Source organism: Pseudomonas mediterranea CFBP 5447 (genome assembly GCF_000774145.1).
Classification (GTDB): Bacteria; Pseudomonadota; Gammaproteobacteria; order Pseudomonadales; family Pseudomonadaceae; genus Aquipseudomonas; species Aquipseudomonas mediterranea.
Genome location: NZ_KN322985.1, coordinates 103,205 through 119,283, shown reverse-complemented (window position 1 = coordinate 119,283; position 16,079 = coordinate 103,205). Strand labels below are relative to the sequence as shown.

Here is a 16,079-nt window from a genome sequence, read left to right as displayed (position 1 = left end):
CGTGACCTGTTCCCGTCGCTTGGCCGACAATCGCGCTTTTGCCGCCGCCCGCCCGGCAACCATCAGGAGATGAAATGACAGAGGAGCGCGTCGAGCATCTGCTCGCCGAGGTGCACGACGAGTTCGGCATGATCCGGGTCTTCGAAGTGGCCGATTACCGGTTTCTCGAATTCGGCGATGCCATCGAGCAGAGCTGCGTGTTCACGGCCGATCCAAGCTGGCTCGAATATGACTACACCCGCGCGATGCTGATCGGCGCGTTGTGCCACGAGCAACCGGAAAGCGCGCTGTTCCTGGGCTTGGGTGCCGGTACGCTGACCCAGGCCTGCCTCCGGTTCCTGCCGCTGGAAGACGTCGAGGCCATCGAACTGCGCCCCGACGTGCCGCGCCTGGCCATCGAATACCTGGGCCTGGATGACGATCCACGGCTGTACATCCGTGTCGGCGACGCGTTGGAGTTGCTGGAAACCGCAGAGCCCGCGGACCTGATTTTCGTCGACCTCTACACCGATGTCGGCCCCGGCGTCGGTCACCTGGCCTGGGGTTTCCTGGAAAACTGCCAGAAGCGCCTGAACCCCGGCGGCTGGCTGGTGATCAACCAGTGGGCCACCGACGACGGCAAGCCGCTGGGCGCGGCGTTGTTGCGCGGTTTGTACCACCGGCACTACTGGGAGCTGCCGGTGAAGGAGGGCAACGTGATCCTGATCGTGCCCGCGGACCTGGAGCAGACAATGGACATGGAAGGGTTGATCGCCCGTGCCGAAGCGTTGGCGCCACGGCTGGGCTATTCGTTGCTGCCGTTGATCAAGGCTATCCGACCGGCAACCTGATTGACTTGCCAGGTCGAAAATTTTTTGTGGCGAGGGAGCTTGCTCCCGCTGGGGCGCGAAGCGGCCCCTGGCTATCTGGGCCCCATAAGAGCAGCGTCTGCTGCGCAGCCGAGCGGGAGCAAGCTCCCTCGCCACAGGTCCCTGTGGCTGGGCTGCACTCCTTGCGTGAAACGTTTTAGCTACTCTAAAAAAATCTCCCTTTTCAGGCGAATTCCGGTATAGTGCGCGCCGGCCTTTAGCCGGGCCGCGTCAAGGTAGCGCAATTTCGAAGCCAGCTTCGGTTGCATGTCCGCACAACGGATGCTTCCACGACGTTCTTTTTCATTCATTCGTTTTCGCAAATCCCCGCCGACAAAGCTGCCAGGGCGACTCTTGAGTCTCAACACGGCATGTGCAGCTTTGGAGCATGGGTCTTTGCGGATGCACTTAGAGGCAGACCCATGACCCAGGAAATCGGCGGCTTCGCCGCTCTTGAACTTCATCCCAATATTGTCGCTGCAGTAGTCGCTACCGGCTATGAAGAGCCTTCGGCCATTCAGCAGCAGTCGATCCCGATCATTCTCGCCGGTCACGATATGATTGGTCAGGCGCAAACCGGTACGGGTAAGACCGCCGCGTTCGCCTTGCCTATCCTGCACCGCATTGATCCGTCCAAGCGCGAGCCGCAAGCTCTGATCCTGGCCCCAACCCGTGAGTTGGCGCTGCAAGTTGCAACTGCTTTCGAAACCTACGCCAAGCAAATGCCGGGCGTAACGGTTGTGGCTGTCTACGGCGGCGCGCCGATGGGCCCACAATTGAAAGCCATCCGTAATGGCGCACAAATCGTTGTCGCCACCCCTGGCCGTCTGTGCGACCACCTGCGTCGCGACGAGAAAGTCCTGGCCACCGTGAACCACCTGGTTCTCGACGAAGCCGACGAAATGCTCAAGCTGGGCTTCATGGATGACCTGGAAGTGATCTTCAAGGCCATGCCGGAAACCCGTCAGACCGTACTGTTCTCGGCCACCCTGCCGCAGTCGATCCGTGCGATCGCCGAGCGTCACCTGAAAGACCCGAAACACGTCAAGATCCAGAGCAAGACCCAGACCGTCACCGCGATCGAACAGGCTCACCTGTTGGTTCACGCCGACCAGAAGACCTCCGCTGTCCTCAGCTTGCTGGAAGTGGAAGACTTCGACGCCCTGATCATGTTCGTGCGCACCAAGCAAGCGACCCTGGACCTGGCCAGCGCCCTGGAAGCCAAAGGCTACAAGGCTGCTGCGCTGAACGGTGACATCGCCCAGAACCAGCGCGAGCGCGTGATCGACTCCCTCAAGGATGGTCGCCTGGACATCGTTGTGGCGACCGACGTGGCTGCCCGTGGCCTGGACGTTCCGCGCATCACCCACGTGTTCAACGTGGACATGCCGTACGATCCTGAATCCTACGTTCACCGTATCGGCCGTACCGGTCGTGCCGGTCGTGAAGGTCGCGCACTGTTGCTGGTGACGCCGCGCGAGCGTCGCATGCTGCAGGTGATCGAGCGTGTCACCGGGCAGAAGGTGGCCGAGGTTCGCCTGCCGGACGCCCAGGCCGTTCTCGATGCTCGCATCAAGAAGCTGACCAACAGCCTGTCGCCACTGGTGGCTGACGCCGAATCGACCCACGGTGATCTGCTCGATCGCCTGACTGCCGACATCGGTTGCAGCCCACGTGCCCTGGCCGCCGCCCTGCTGCGCAAGGCCACCAATGGTCAGGCGTTGAACCTGGCTGCCATCGAGAAGGAACGTCCTCTGGTGCCGAACAGTGCACCACGTGGCGATCGTCCCGAGCGTAGCGGTGACCGTCCGGACCGTGGCGACCGCGAGCGTCGTGCACCGATCCCGCTGGCCGAAGGCCGTGCCCGTTGCCGTACCGCCCTGGGTGCCCGTGACGGCATCGCTGCCAAGAACCTGCTGGGCGCGATCCTCAACGAGGGTGGCCTGGCCCGTGAAGCCATCGGTCGCATCCAGGTGCGTGACAGCTTCAGCCTGGTGGAACTGCCGGAAGATGGTCTGGAGAAATTGCTGACCAAGCTCAAGGACACCCGCGTAGCCGGCAAGCAACTCAAGCTGCGTCGTTATCGCGAAGACTGATCGGCCCTTGGGTTGATTGATCGAGCATGAAAAATCCCCGACTGGTTCGGGGATTTTTTATGCCTGTCGTTTGGTGTTCGGTCTGTTGATGGTGTTGTCCCTTTCGCGAGCAGGCTCGCTCCCACAGGGTTTGGGTGGCCACAGAGATCCCATGTGGGAGCGAGCCAGCTCGCGAAGGGCGCGACTCGGTTCCTGGATCAATCGAACCGGTAGATGTCCATCCCCAGCGTTCCCATCGTGAATCCTTCATGAGCCACGCTGAACCTGGCACCGGCACCGCGGGCGAAATACAGCGGCAGCAGGTGCTCGTCGCTGGGGTGGCTGCGCACGGCGTTGGGGGCCTGGCGACGGTAATCATGCAGGGCGGCCTCATCGTCGGCCGCCAGTTTCTCCACGATCCAGTCGCGAAAATCCTTCGCCCAGGACTCGACGCTCTCGGGGCCGGCGTTCCAGTCCAGGTCGCGCAGGTTGTGAGTGATACTGCCGGAGCCAATCAACAGGATGCCCTGCTGGCGCAGGCTCGCAAGCGCCTGGCCGACCCGTGTCTGCAGCGTGGGTCCCTGGTCGCTGGGCAGGGAAACCTGCACCACCGGGATGTCGGCCTGGGGATACATCAAGGACAGTGGTACCCAGACGCCGTGGTCGGATGGCCGCTGGACGTCGAGTCGTGCCGGCAGATGCGCGGCGTTGAGAAGCTCGGCCACCCGGGCGGCCAGTTCCGGCTCTCCCGGTGCGGGATATTGCACTTGGTACAGGGCCGGTGGGAAGCCGCCGAAGTCGTGCCAGGTACGCGGTTGTGGATTGGCACTGACCAGCAGTTCGCTGCTTTCCCAATGGGCGGACACAATGACGATGGCTGTAGGCCTGGGCAATTGCGCGGCCAGGCGAGCCAGCGCCGGGCCGCTGTCGCCGGGCTCGAGGGCGAGCATCGGTGAGCCGTGGGAAATAAACAGGCTGGGCAGCATGGACGAGCTCCTGAGCGTTAAGATGTGGTCATCTTCTGTCAGGTCAATGATCTAAATCTAATATAAGTTTTAACCTGTTTTGATCGAATTTTTGGAGCGAATCATGGAGCCCGAGTTTTGGCATAAGCGCTGGTCAACCAATCAGATCGGTTTTCATTCGTCGGAAGTCAATCCGTACCTGCAGCGATTCTGGCCGCAACTGGGTTTGGCGCAGGGCAGCCGGGTACTGGTGCCGTTGTGCGGCAAAACCCTGGATCTGCTGTGGCTCGCCCAGCAGGGGCATTCGGTATTGGGGGTGGAACTGTCGGAGAAGGCCATTACTGATTTTTTCGATGAACATCAGTTGAAGCCGAGTGTGAGCGAAGAGGGGGCTTTCAAGGTATTCCGTGCCGGGGACATCGAAATCCGTTGCGGTGATTTCTTTGCCTTGGGTCGGGATGACTTGGACGATTGCGTGGCGCTTTACGATCGGGCAGCGTTGATTGCCTTGCCTGGGCAGATGCGTGAGCGATACACGGCGCACCTGCAAAGCGTCCTGCCAAGCTGCGCCGGTTTGCTGATTACCCTTGAATACAACCAGGCTGAAATGCCAGGCCCGCCATTTTCCGTGAGTGATGATGAAGTGCGGCGGTTGTTGGGGAGCAACTGGAAGCTGGAGGTCTTGCAGGAGCAGGATGTGCTGGGGGAAAGCTGGAAGTTCCTGCAGGCCGGGGTGACCCGGTTGGATGAGCGGGTATACAGAATTTTCAATCGCTGAGTAGCGGGTGATCGTTCCCATGCTCTGCGTGGGAATGCAGTCTGGGACGCTCTGCGTCCCTAAAGGCCGAACGCGGAGCGTCCGTTGAGGCGTTCCCACGCAGAGCGTGGGAACGATCATCGAGGCTCCCTCGCCACAATTCTCTTCAGCTCCGGACGATCAACCGCGGCGACGCAGTGCGTCGATACGCTCTTCCAGCGGTGGATGGCTCATGAACAGGCGAGCCAGGCCCTGCTTGATGCCACCGTTGATCCCAAAGGCATTCAAGGTGTCGGGCATGTGTACCGGCAAACCTTGCTCGGCACGCAGGCGTTGCAGGGCGCCGATCATGGCGCTGGTGCCGGCCAGGCGTGCGCCGGCATCGTCGGCGCGGAATTCGCGCTTGCGCGAGAACCACATGACGATGGCGCTGGCGAGGATGCCCAGTACCAGTTCGGCGAAGATGGTCGCCACGTAGTAGGCAATGCCCTGGCCTTCTTCGTTCTTGAAGATCACCTTGTCGACGAAGTTGCCGATAATGCGGGCAAAGAACATCACGAAGGTGTTCACCACGCCCTGGATCAAGGCCAGGGTCACCATGTCGCCGTTGGCGACGTGGCCGATCTCGTGGGCCAGAACGGCTTTGACTTCATCCGGGGAGAACCGCTCGAGCAGACCCTGGCTGACGGCGACCAGTGCGTCGTTCTTGTTCCAGCCCGTGGCGAAGGCGTTGGCCTCATAGGCTGGGAAAATCCCGACTTCCGGCATCTTGATGCCGGCTTCACGGGACAGCTGCTCGACGGTTTGCAGCAGCCATTGCTCGTGGCGAGTGCGCGGCTGGCTGATGATCTGCGTGCTGGTGCTCATCTTCGCCATCCACTTGGAGATGAACAGCGAGAACAGGGAACCGGCGAAGCCGAACACCGCACAGAAGATCAGCAGCTGATTGAGGTTGAGATCAACCCCGTTGGCCGCCATGAACCCGTTGAAGCCGAAAAGGCTCAGGGTGATGCTGGCAATCAGCACGACCGCCAGGTTAGTGGCCAAGAACAGCAGGATGCGCATCATGGTGGTAGCAATCTCCTCATGCTAAAGATGTAGCGTTATGCGGGGTATATAAGGTGCTGCCGCAGGCTATTCAACTCAGCGACTATTTCAAACTGTGTCCTACAGGCGTCCTAAATGAATGAAAGACTTTTCTGAAAGTCACTGAGGAAAAGCCGGATGTCGTCCTTGCCCCGTGAACGTTGGGCCCCGTCGCCCGTCCGCTGCTGAGGATTCAGTGTAGAAGGCCTGCCGGGGCCGGCGGAGCGGATATGTTGCTGAATCAAACAGCGCGCGAGGCGAGGGGCCTCGCGCGCTACGGCTTATTGTCGGTAGGACTTGAGGAAGTTGCCGATCCGGCCAATGGCCTGCTCCAGATCGTCGACCCGCGGCAGGGTCACCACGCGGAAATGGTCCGGCCACGGCCAGTTGAACGCCGTCCCCTGGACGATCAACAGTTTTTCCGACAGCAGCAGGTCGAGCACGAACTTTTCATCGTTGTGGATCGGGCAGACCTTCGGGTCGATCTTCGGGAAGGCATACAGCGCGCCCATCGGCTTGACGCAACTGACGCCGGGAATGTCGTTGAGCAGTTCCCAGGTGCGATTGCGCTGTTCCAGCAGCCGGCCCGGCGGCAGGACCAGGTCGTTGATGCTCTGGTAGCCGCCCAGCGCCGTCTGGATCGCGTGCTGGCTCGGTACGTTGGCGCACAGGCGCATGTTGGCCAGCATGTCGATGCCTTCGATGTAGCTCTGGGCATGATGCTTTGGACCGGAGATGGCAATCCAGCCGGAGCGGAAACCCGCCACCCGGTAGGATTTGGACAAGCCGTTGAAGGTCAGGCACAGCAGGTCCGGCGCCAAGGACGCGGTGCAGATGTGCACGGCATCGTCGTAGAGGATCTTGTCGTAGATCTCGTCGGAAAACACCACGAGGTTGTGCTGGCGGGCCAGCTCGAGCATGCCCAGCAGCACTTCCTTGGAGTACACCGCGCCGGTCGGGTTGTTCGGGTTGATGATGACCAGCGCCTTGGTGTTCGGGGTGATCTTGGCCTTGATATCCGCCAGGTCCGGGAACCAGTTGGCCTGTTCGTCGCACAGGTAATGCACGGGGTTACCGCCGGACAGGCTCACGGCAGCGGTCCAGAGCGGGTAGTCCGGTGCCGGTACCAGCACTTCGTCGCCATTGTTGAGCAGGGCCTGCATGGACATCACGATCAGCTCGGACACCCCGTTGCCCAGGTAGATGTCTTCGATACCAACGCCTTCGACCTGCTTCTGCTGGTAGTACTGCATCACGGCCTTGCGCGCGCTGAACAGGCCCTTGGAGTCGCTGTAGCCCTGGGCGGTCGGCAGGTTGCGGATGACGTCCTGGAGGATTTCATCGGGCGCTTCGAAACCAAAGGGCGCCGGGTTGCCGATGTTCAGCTTGAGGATGCGATGGCCTTCCTCTTCCAGGCGTTTGGCGTGCTTGAGCACCGGGCCGCGAATGTCGTAGCAGACGTTGGCGAGCTTGTTCGATTTGCTGACCTGCATGGCGATGTGTTCCCGAAGATGAACGATCCAGGCGGCGTATGGACGGCCGTGCTGGTGATCTTGCGTCTGTGGCGGGCCTGACGCGGCATGGCGTCACAATCCGTTTGAATACCCATGACGCGACTGCCAGACTGGCGCTGACGAGGCGCAATCATACGTGCCGCCCGACCCGCGGAAAAGCGTCGGATCGGGCTTTTTCAATTGCCGAGGTGGGACGATGGAAAAGTTGGAGAAAACCCTTGAGGAATGGCGCGCCATGCTCGACCCGGAGCAGTACAACGTCTGTCGGTTGAAGGGCACCGAACGGCCGTTCTCGGGTAAGTACAACGGCACCAAGACCGATGGTGTATATCACTGCATTTGCTGCAACGAGCCGCTGTTCGATTCGCAGACCAAATTCGATTCCGGTTGCGGCTGGCCGAGTTTCTACGCGCCCATCGAGGGCAGCGCGGTGGTGGAGGTCCGGGATGTCAGCCACGGCATGATCCGCACCGAAGTGGTCTGCGCCAAATGTGATGCCCACCTGGGTCATGTATTTCCCGATGGGCCGCCTCCCACCGGCTTGCGTTACTGCATCAACTCGGTGTGCCTGGATCTCGTTCCACGGGAGTAAATCCGGCGAGGCCCTTTGTGGCGAGGGAGCTTGCTCCCGCTCGGCGGCGCAGCCGTCGTCATTTGCAGATGCGGCTTATAGGAGCGTTTGCGTCGGCCTTGGGGGGGCTGCTCCGCAGCCCAGCGGGAGCAAGCTCCCTCGCCACGAGAAGCCTTTGAAAGTTTACAAAGGGACGCGGATATCCTCGGTAATTAAATTGCACGCAATTGAATTGCTCGCTATCTTGCACGTCAGTCCCATTCCGACGGAGCCTTGTCATGAGCGACAACCTGCTGAGCATTCCCTGCACCACCATCAAGGGTGAGCAAAAGACCCTGGCCGATTTCGCCGGCAAGGCCGTGCTGGTGGTCAACACCGCCAGTCAGTGCGGTTTCACCCCGCAGTACAAGGGGCTTGAGCAGTTGTGGCAAACCTACAAGGATCGCGGCCTGGTGGTGTTGGGCTTTCCCTGCAATCAATTCGGCAAGCAGGAACCGGGCAATGAAGGGGCGATTTCCGAGTTCTGCGAGCTGAACTTCGGCGTGAGTTTTCCGTTGTTCAAGAAAATCGAAGTCAACGGTGCCAACGCCCATCCGCTGTTTGTCCAGCTCAAGCAGCGGGCGCCCGGCGTGCTCGGGTCCAAGGGCATCAAGTGGAATTTCACCAAGTTCCTGGTGGGCAAGGATGGTCAGGTGGTCAAGCGTTTCGCCCCGACCACCAAACCCCAGGACCTGACCCATGAGATCGAAGCCCTGCTCAAATGAATGACGTGCCCGTCGATTCGCTGAAGCTCGACAGCCAGTTGTGCTTCAAGCTGTACGCCGCTTCGCGGGCTGTGATCCGCGGCTACAAGCCGATGCTCGACCAGCTCGGCCTGACCTACCCGCAATACCTGGCGATGCTGGTGTTGTGGGAATGGCAGGACACTGCGCCGGAACAACCCACGGTCAAGGCCCTGGGTGAACGGCTGTTGCTGGATTCCGGCACGTTGACGCCGCTGCTCAAGCGCCTGGAGCAACTGGACCTGGTCCAGCGCCAGCGTTCGGCCCGGGACGAGCGGGAGGTGCACCTGAGCCTGTCCCCGACGGGGCGGGCGTTGCGCGAGCAGGTCGGTCCCCTCAAGGCCCGCCTGCTGTGCGACAGCGGGATTGATCTCGACCGCCTGGGGGAGTTGCGTAACGGTCTCGATCATCTGCTGGGGCAGATCAAAGCGCTGACGTAGTCGGTACCCATTGATCCAGCATCGCCGCCAGTTCTTCGCGGCGGAATGGCTTGGACAGGTAATCAGTCATGCCGGCACCCCGGCAGCGTTCCCGTTCCTCGGGCATGGCGTTGGCCGTCAGCGCGACAATCGGCAGGTCCGGCCAGCGACCGCTGCGACGAATCTGCCGACTGGCTTCGTAGCCGTCCATCACCGGCATGTTGCAGTCCATCAGCACCAGGTCGAAAGTGCTCCGTTCGAGTTGATCCAGGGCCTCGGCGCCATGGGCGGCGACAAGCACTTCGCAGCCGAGCTTGACCAGCATGCCCTTGGCGACCAACTGGTTGACCGGATTGTCCTCCACCAGCAGCACTCGGGCGCGCCTGGACGGTGGCAGAGCTTCGATCTGCGTGTCATTGATGGTGGTCGTCTCGCTTTGCAGGGCGCGACGCAGGATCTGATACAGCGCATGGCGCGCCAGTGGCCGGGCCTGTTGAAGCAGCGGGGCCAGGGCGGCGGCCTGTTCGCTGGGCATGAAGCTACCGTAGGCGGTGACGAGCAGGATCGGTGCGTTGAAAGTTGGCCGCAAGTTGAACAGGCACTCGGGGCAGTCGGTGATCAGAACATCAGGCTTGAGGCCCTGCAACCTGTCATCCACCGAACGTCTCAGGTAGTCCAATCCCCAACCGGGTAGCAGCATGTCCAGCAGCTCGGCCAGACCGCTGCTGTTGGCGGTAATGGCGACGATATTGCCACGCAAGGGTTCGACCGGTGCCGCTGGCGTGTGGCAGGGCAGGGGCAGGTCGGCGCAGAACTGGCTGCCGAAACCGGCTTCGGAGCTGATCGTCAAGCGGCCCTGCATGGCTTCGCAGAGGTTATTGGTCAGTGCCAGGCCCAGCCCGGTGCCACCGAACTGGCGGGTAATGCCGGCGCCGGCCTGGGTGAAGGGCTGGAAGATTCTTGCCTGGGCATCCTGAGGAATGCCGATGCCGGTATCGCAGACCTCGATCCGCACTCCACCTTCATAGGCGCTCAATCGCACATCGACCCGGCCGAAGCGGGTGAATTTGAGGGCATTGGATAACAGGTTGCTGACGATCTGGCGCACGCGGGTCGGGTCGCCGAGCACTTGTGCCGGGAATTGCGGATCAATCAGGCAGGCCAGCTCGACGCTGGGGGCGGCATTCTGCGAAAGCAGGTTGGCCGTGTCTTCGATCAGGGAACCGAGATCGAACGGGATGCGTTCGAGTTCCAGTTGGCCGGCATCGAATTTCGACAGGTCGAGGATGTCGTTGAGCAGCTCGACCAACACCTTGCCGGAGTCATGGGCGATCGATAGCTGTTGCTGTTGTTCGGCGGTCAGGGGGCCGTCCAGGGACAGGGCGATCATGCCCAGCAGGCCGTTCAGCGGTGTGCGGATTTCATGGCTCATGCTGGCCAGGAACGCGGAGCGGGCCTCGGCCATGTCCAGGGCAGTACGCCTGGCCACTTCCAGTTCTTCGTTGGACTGGCTGAGGCGGGCGTTGATGGCCTTGAGTTCGGCGGTGCGAGCCGAGACGATGTTTTCCAGCTGCGCCAGGTATTCGGTCAGGCGATTTTCGGCCATGCGCCGCTGCTGGATTTCGGTGGAGATATTTTCGAACTGCTGGTTGGCGACCGATACCAGTACGCCGATTTCGTCGTATTGATGGCCGGTAGGGCATTCCAGGCTGCTCTGTTCATTACTGCCCGGGTCGCGGCTGCTCAGCTCGCGGATGACCCGCACCAGGGGTTTGGTCAGCATCACGTAGAACAAGGCCAATAACAGGCCGGTCAGGATCAGGCTGCGGGCGAAGCCGTTGAGTAACGTGACCTCGGCCCGACGCAGGAAGCGACTGCCGAAAGCATAGGTGTCGACGTCCAGTCGCAGCACGCCCAGGGATTCATTGGGCAGATGGTCCAGGTAGAGACGGTCTTCGAACCGGCGCTGGGCACCAAACAGGAAATCGCTGATGAAACGGTAACTGTTCTGCAGTTCGGGGCGTTTGACATTGGCCAGCACGGTATTGTTGTTGTCGACCAGCTCGGCGCCGATGATGGCGGGCGAGCGCAGCAGGCCCAGGGCCAACTCCTGGGCCAATTCGGCATCGATGTTGTAGGCGATGCGCGAGGCCGGGTTGTGGCTGATTTCCAGCAACGACAGGATCTCGCGGTTGATCGACGCGTCTTCGCTGGCATAATCGATGCCGATCTGCATCAGACTGAGCAAGGTGCCCAGCACGAAGCCCACCAGGACGGTCAGTCGGGCCTGCTTGTAAGACAGCCGTTGGGTGAATCTGATGTCCATGGAATGGTGAACCACTTACGTTTCCCTTCGCCGGTCAAGCATAGCTGATCATCTCCGGATACCGGCGCGGCCGGTGTGTGCTGGATGGGTTGGACTCATCCTTGAGAGCGGCGTTTCGGCGCAGCAGCGCCATCATTACTGTGAATTTGTCCGAGGAGAAGACGTGGACGCCCGATTGAATGCTTTTCTTGAGCGCGCCGATGCCGTACTGGCTCGCATCGAGCCTCTGTTGCCCGCTCCCCGGCCCGCCATCGACTGGACCGTGACCCTGGCCGCCCGCTGGCAGCGCGACGGACGCAGCGGCTATCTGCTGCCGCTGCAGGTCAGTCTCGACATGCGCCTGTCGGACCTGATCGGCGTCGATCGTCAGGTCGAGCAATTGGGTCGCAACACCCGGCAGTTCATCGACGGCATGCCGGCCAACCATGCGCTGCTTTGGGGGTCGCGGGGGACTGGCAAGTCGTCCCTGGTGCGTGCCTTGCTGGCCGAGCATGCAGACGATGGCCTGCGCTTGATCGAGATCGAGCGCGATCACCTGGCCGATTTGCCGCGGGTGGTCGAGCAGATCGCCAGGCTGCCCCAGCGCTTCGTGCTGTTCTGCGATGACCTGTCGTTCGAATCCGGCGAGGGCGATTACCGCGTGCTTAAAAGTGTGCTGGACGGTTCTCTCGAACAGGCGCCGGACAACGTGTTGTTGTACGCCACGTCGAACCGCCGTCACCTGGTGCCGGAGAAGGAAAGCGACAACGAGAACTGGAAACGGGTCGATGGCGAGCTTCACCCCAGCGAAGCCGTGGAGGACAAGATCGCGTTGTCCGACCGTTTCGGATTGTGGCTGTCGTTCTATCCGTTTACCCAGGAGCATTACCTCAACGTGGTGGAGCACTGGATCGGCGAACTGGCGGCGAAGGCCGGGCTGGCCTGGCAGCGTGACGAAGCGCTGGACGTACTGGCGGTACGCTGGGCCACCGGGCGCGGCAACCGCAACGGCCGTTGCGCCTATCAGTTTGCCCGTTATTGGGTGGGCCTGAAACTCCTGGAGCACAAGGCATGATCGATTTGAAGAGTATGGGCATGGGCCTCGACGGCTACGGCTTGCTATCGGCACAGCTGGAATCCCTGTTGGCGGATGAGCGGGATTTCATCGCCAACGCTGCGCAGTTCTCGGCTTTCCTGTTCAGCCAGCTGGACGACTTGAACTGGGCCGGTTTTTACCTCAATCGCAACGAGGAACTGGTGCTGGGGCCGTTCCAGGGCCAGATCGCCTGTGTGCGGATTCCTTTCGGGCGAGGTGTCTGCGGCACGGCGGCGGCGACCGGCCAGACCCAGCGTGTCGAGGATGTCCACGCCTTCCCCGGCCACATTGCCTGCGACAGCGCGTCGAACAGCGAATTGGTGGTACCGCTGCTCAAGGACGGGCGCCTGATTGGCGTGCTCGACCTGGACAGCCCGAAACTGGCGCGTTTCAGCGAGCATGACCAGGCTGGCATCGAGCAATTGGCGGAGATTTTCCTGCGTCTGACCGATTGCTGAATAGGCAGGAACTTCTGTGGGAGCAAGGCTTGCCCGCGATGGCGGCGGCATGGTCGACATCGTTTTCAACTGAACCACCGATCGCGAGCACGCTCGCTCCCACAGGGATTGTGGCGCGATCAGCATGACCGCAATCCCGCCTGGGCCAACAGGCTTTCCGTGTCGACGTCATCGATCTGCTGCGGATCGAGAAACTGGTTGGCGTAGCCCAGGTAGATCTGTTCATCGATGAACAGCCCGAACAGCTCGGGGTCGATGTGGGCCTCGCGGCACATGGTTGCCATGATGCCCAGGGCTTCGCTCAGTTTCTTGGCTTTCTTGTACGGGCGGTCGGCCGCTGTCAGTGCTTCGAAAATGTCCGCAATCGCCATCATGCGCGCCGGCAGGCTCATCTGCTCGCGCTTGAGTCGCTTGGGGTAGCCGGTGCCGTCCATTTTCTCGTGATGACCGCCGGCGATTTCCGCCACGTTGTCCAGATGACCGGGGAAGGGCAACTGGCTGAGCATCATGATCGTTTGCACCATGTGGTGGTTGATGACGTAGCGCTCTTCACGGGTCAGCGTGCCCCGCCTGACGCTGAGGTTGTAGAGTTCGCCACGGTTGTATTTCCATTGCGGGACGTCCAGCTGAAAGCCCCACGGGTTGTCTGTCGGAATCACTTCGGCAGCGTGGCGCTCGAACAGATGCTCGGGCTTGTCGGCCAGCAACGGTTCCGTCACCGGCAACGTTGGCTTCGGGGTGCGCGCCTGGCGCTGGTTTTCCTCCCAGGAAACTCCCAGCCGATCATCGAGGGTCCGGGTCCACTGGCGTTGGCTAATGCGTTGCAGGCGTTGCAAATCGGCATCGGCCATGGCTTCGGAGCCCAGGTTGCAGCGGGCGACGAAGGCAAAGTCATCGTCCAGGCCGGCCAGTGTCGCATCCCGTGACTGCGCCAGTGAAGATGGCTCGCCCCCCATCGCCATGGCCTGCCAGTAATCGATCCAGGCGTCGCGTTTCAGCACTTCGAAGCGGGTCCGGATCTCGTGGATGCGGTCGTTCAGGGTTTCCAGTTTGGTGGCTTTGTCCACCACGTACTCGGGAGTGGTGACTTTTCCGCAGTCGTGCAGCCAGGCGGCGATGTGCAAGGCCTCCCACTCATCTTCCGTCGGCTGGTAGCCCGCGAACGCCGGTGCCTGGCTGTTGGCGGCGGCCTGGGCGAGCATCAGCGTCAGGGCCGGGACTCGCTGGCAATGGCCGCCGGTGTAGGGGCTCTTGGCGTCGATTGCACCGGCCAGCAGTTGAATGAAGGCGTCCAGCAATTGTTTTTGCCTGGCCTGCAGGCGCTGGCTTTCGATGCTCACGGTGGCGGCACCGGATACCGCCTGCAGGAACGCGATGCGGTCGGGTTGCAATTTCTCCAGGTCGGCTTCGGTGCCGCTGTCGGTGATCAGCAGTACCAGGATCCCCACGGTTTCCTGGTGACGGTTGCGCAGGTGAATGCCGATTAGATGGACCCGCGGAGAGTCCAGCGCCCGCAGGACGCCCTGCAGGTCTCCCGCCTGCTCGAAACCCAGGGAAGTGACAAGGTTATCCGACACAGCCAGTTGCTGGAGCCAGGGAGGGCTGTCGTTGCCGGTCAGGGCGTGACCTTGCAATTCGAAGGCGGCCAGGTCCTGCGGGGTCTGCTCGATCACCAGCCCATAAGGGTTTACCCGGTCGCTGTCGTTCTCCCTCAGGTAGATCAGGCCGGCCTGGGCCTGGCCGATATTCACGGTCTCGAACAGCACCCGCTCCAGCAGCGGTGCGAAGCGGGTCTCGGCGCGCAGGCTGGCGGTGATTTCAAAGAAGCTTGCCAGGGTCTCTTTCATTCGGGCCATCGACAGGCTCAGCTGATCGACCTCCAGCACCAGGGAGCGACGGGACATCGGGTAATTGAAGTCGAAGCTGCGAATGGCATCGGCTTCTTGCACCAGCGCGTCCAAAGGCTTGACCAGGATCCTGGAGGTCAACCAGCCCAGAGGCAGACACAGCAGCAAGGTGACAAGGGTAATCAGCGCGCCTTGCCAGCGCATGCGATAGGCATCGGCCAGCAGTTCGTCTTCCGGAACCAGCAACGCCAGTTCCAGGCCGTGGGGGCCGCCTTCCTGCATATGGCTGCGGGAAACGATCCACCGACGTCCAGCCGCCTCCAGGCGCGAGGCATCAGCGCTTTCGTCCAGCGCGGCGGCGATAGCCGGATTAAGGTCGCGGGCCTTGATCAGGCGTGCCGAGTGGGTGTCGGTCAGCAATCGGTTGCTGTCGGGGTAGCCCACCGCGTTGCCAAGTGGATCGAGCAATACGATCTCGGTGCCCGGGGTGACCTTGTGCTTGGCAAGGGTCTGGGAAAGGGCCGCCAGGGTCAGGTCGGCACCGATGACCGCCTGGTCGCCGCTGCGCCGGGCGAGGGTAGTGCCGATGTCGTGGGTGGAGAAGAACACGTAGGGTTCGGTGGTGATCTGGCCGGCGGTCTCCAGTGCGCTGCGAAACCAGCTTCGGCGGCGCGGATCGAAGGCGTCGTCGGGGTTGTCCTGGCGGCTGATGAGCACCAGTGCCTGGTCGTAGAACAATGACTGGGAGCGGGTCGGGCCCACAGGGTTTGCGCGTTCCACGGTCCAGACCTGATAAAACGCGTTGGCGGGCGCTTTCAAGGCACTCTTCAGTGCGTCGGTGCGCAGCGGCCGGACCATCAGGAAGTCGCCCTTGCTATCGCCCAGGTACAACGATGCCAGGTTCGGATTGTCCCTCAGCGCCTGGCTGAAGGGCCCGAGCAGGGCCAGGCGCTGGTCCGTAGTGGATGCCTGTATCGCCGGATAGTCGGCCAGCAGGCTCAGCACATGGCGGATCGGTTCGTAGGTGTCGTACAAGTCCAGGCGCACGTCCTGTTCGATCCGGTTGAACAGTTTTTCACTGCTGGACAGGATGATCTGCGTCGTCTGCCGGTAGTTGAAGACCCCCAGCACCACACCGGTCAGCAGCAAAAGCAGTGTAAACATCACGCTGATGTGGACGTGCAGGGGAAACCGGCGTTGTTCCGGGCGCGGCGCGCTGGGCATTGCAGTCACTCCAGGAGTCAGGCGTTCTCAATGGTTTTGCACCGCGTTGTGTATTGAAGCGGGCCGCAAGGCGCGGAGGGGAACACCATTGAGAACGCCCCTGGTGCGCGCTGCTGAGCCAACAGCATAGTA

At 61.7% G+C, this 16,079-nt stretch carries 13 protein-coding genes; 8 read left to right on the top strand and 5 right to left on the bottom strand.

Annotated features, from left to right (window positions below):
- The first annotated feature begins 74 nt into the window (after positions 1-74).
- Entirely contained in the window at positions 75-830 is a 756-nt protein-coding gene (locus tag N005_RS12790; RefSeq protein ID WP_047701534.1) for a spermidine synthase, read from the top strand.
- Between the two features lie 440 nt (positions 831-1,270).
- Complete coding sequence (locus N005_RS12785; protein ID WP_024776698.1) at positions 1,271-2,944, top strand: DEAD/DEAH box helicase; 1,674 nt, start codon at positions 1,271-1,273, stop codon at positions 2,942-2,944.
- A 197-nt stretch (positions 2,945-3,141) separates the two neighbouring features.
- Here N005_RS12785 and N005_RS12780 read toward each other — a convergent pair whose 3' ends face one another.
- Positions 3,142-3,909 carry a DODA-type extradiol aromatic ring-opening family dioxygenase gene (locus N005_RS12780; protein WP_047701533.1) on the bottom strand — a complete coding sequence of 256 codons (768 nt, stop codon included), beginning with the start codon at positions 3,907-3,909 and terminating at the stop codon, positions 3,142-3,144.
- 103 nt (positions 3,910-4,012) lie between these two features.
- On the opposite strand from N005_RS12780, the gene N005_RS12775 reads away from it, so the two are divergent.
- The gene (locus N005_RS12775; RefSeq protein WP_047701532.1) at positions 4,013-4,666 is read left to right on the top strand and encodes a thiopurine S-methyltransferase; all 654 of its coding nucleotides are present in this window, start codon (positions 4,013-4,015) and stop codon (positions 4,664-4,666) included.
- Positions 4,667-4,825: 159 nt separating this feature from the next.
- Here the strand turns inward: N005_RS12775 and htpX are convergent, their stop codons facing one another.
- The gene (gene htpX, locus N005_RS12770) at positions 4,826-5,713 is read right to left on the bottom strand and encodes a protease HtpX (protein ID WP_041020684.1); all 888 of its coding nucleotides are present in this window, start codon (positions 5,711-5,713) and stop codon (positions 4,826-4,828) included.
- A 299-nt stretch (positions 5,714-6,012) separates the two neighbouring features.
- Complete coding sequence (locus tag N005_RS12765; protein ID WP_047701531.1) at positions 6,013-7,224, bottom strand: pyridoxal phosphate-dependent aminotransferase; 1,212 nt, start codon at positions 7,222-7,224, stop codon at positions 6,013-6,015.
- Between the two features lie 217 nt (positions 7,225-7,441).
- Here N005_RS12765 and msrB point away from each other — a divergent pair, with 217 nt between their 5' ends.
- The 3 genes from msrB to N005_RS12750 all read left to right on the top strand — a co-directional run bounded on the left by msrB (position 7,442) and on the right by N005_RS12750 (position 9,038).
- On the top strand, positions 7,442-7,837 hold the full coding sequence (msrB, locus tag N005_RS12760; protein ID WP_047701530.1) for a peptide-methionine (R)-S-oxide reductase MsrB: 396 nt from the start codon (positions 7,442-7,444) through the stop codon (positions 7,835-7,837).
- Positions 7,838-8,094: 257 nt separating this feature from the next.
- Positions 8,095-8,580, top strand: coding sequence for a glutathione peroxidase (locus N005_RS12755; protein WP_041020686.1), 486 nt, complete (start codon positions 8,095-8,097; stop codon positions 8,578-8,580).
- Positions 8,577-9,038: a MarR family winged helix-turn-helix transcriptional regulator gene (locus N005_RS12750; RefSeq protein WP_041020687.1), complete on the top strand. Its 462-nt coding sequence runs from the start codon at positions 8,577-8,579 to the stop codon at positions 9,036-9,038. Before N005_RS12755 ends, N005_RS12750 begins: the two co-directional genes overlap by 4 nt.
- Here the strand turns inward: N005_RS12750 and N005_RS12745 are convergent.
- A complete protein-coding gene (locus N005_RS12745) occupies positions 9,022-11,343 on the bottom strand; it encodes a hybrid sensor histidine kinase/response regulator (protein ID WP_047701529.1) in 2,322 nt (773 codons plus the stop codon). The genes N005_RS12750 and N005_RS12745 overlap by 17 nt on opposite strands.
- Before the next feature lie 163 nt (positions 11,344-11,506).
- Between N005_RS12745 and N005_RS12740 the strand changes: the two genes are divergently transcribed.
- Together N005_RS12740 and N005_RS12735 are read left to right on the top strand one after the other, a co-directional pair.
- Positions 11,507-12,397 (top strand): ATP-binding protein, encoded by an 891-nt coding sequence (locus tag N005_RS12740; RefSeq protein ID WP_047701528.1) that lies wholly within the window; start codon positions 11,507-11,509, stop codon positions 12,395-12,397.
- Positions 12,394-12,876: a GAF domain-containing protein gene (locus tag N005_RS12735; protein WP_047701527.1), complete on the top strand. Its 483-nt coding sequence runs from the start codon at positions 12,394-12,396 to the stop codon at positions 12,874-12,876. The genes N005_RS12740 and N005_RS12735 overlap by 4 nt, the downstream gene beginning before the upstream one ends.
- Positions 12,877-12,995: 119 nt before the next feature.
- On the opposite strand, the gene N005_RS12730 is transcribed toward N005_RS12735, so the two are convergent.
- Complete coding sequence (locus N005_RS12730) at positions 12,996-15,947, bottom strand: HD domain-containing phosphohydrolase (protein WP_047701526.1); 2,952 nt, start codon at positions 15,945-15,947, stop codon at positions 12,996-12,998.
- Between the last annotated feature and the right edge of the window lie 132 nt (positions 15,948-16,079).